Source organism: Pseudomonas sp. E45-MNA-CIBAN-0222 (genome assembly GCF_040310405.1).
Classification (GTDB): domain Bacteria; phylum Pseudomonadota; class Gammaproteobacteria; order Pseudomonadales; family Pseudomonadaceae; genus Stutzerimonas; species Stutzerimonas stutzeri_AC.
In genome coordinates this window covers 1-253 of the sequence record NZ_JBEOPU010000177.1, presented here as the reverse complement: position 1 = coordinate 253, position 253 = coordinate 1, and the positions used below count along the sequence as shown (strand labels likewise).

The 253-nt window shown below is 68.0% G+C and carries 1 protein-coding gene; it reads left to right on the top strand.

Features of this window, described 5'->3' with window-relative positions; translation table 11 throughout:
* Positions 1-253: manganese catalase family protein (locus tag AAEZ08_RS23235; RefSeq protein ID WP_500125221.1), on the top strand; the 253-nt coding region annotated here is incomplete at both ends.

Sequence of the window (253 nt, the reverse complement as noted above, 5' to 3'; positions counted from 1 at the left end):
GATCCGGACATTCGCGACGCGCTCGGCTTCCTGATGACGCGCGAGGTGTCGCACCAGATGTCGTTCGAGAAGGCGCTGTATGCGATCACCGCGAATTTCCCGCCGGGCAAGCTGCCGCCCAAGACGCCGTATGACCACGTGTACTTCCGGATGCAGCCGGACGCGGCGCCGCTGGTCGGACCGTGGAACCACGGCGGCGAACTCGAGATCCGGCCCGGCGAGCCGGCGGTCGATGGCGGCAGCGGTATTCCGG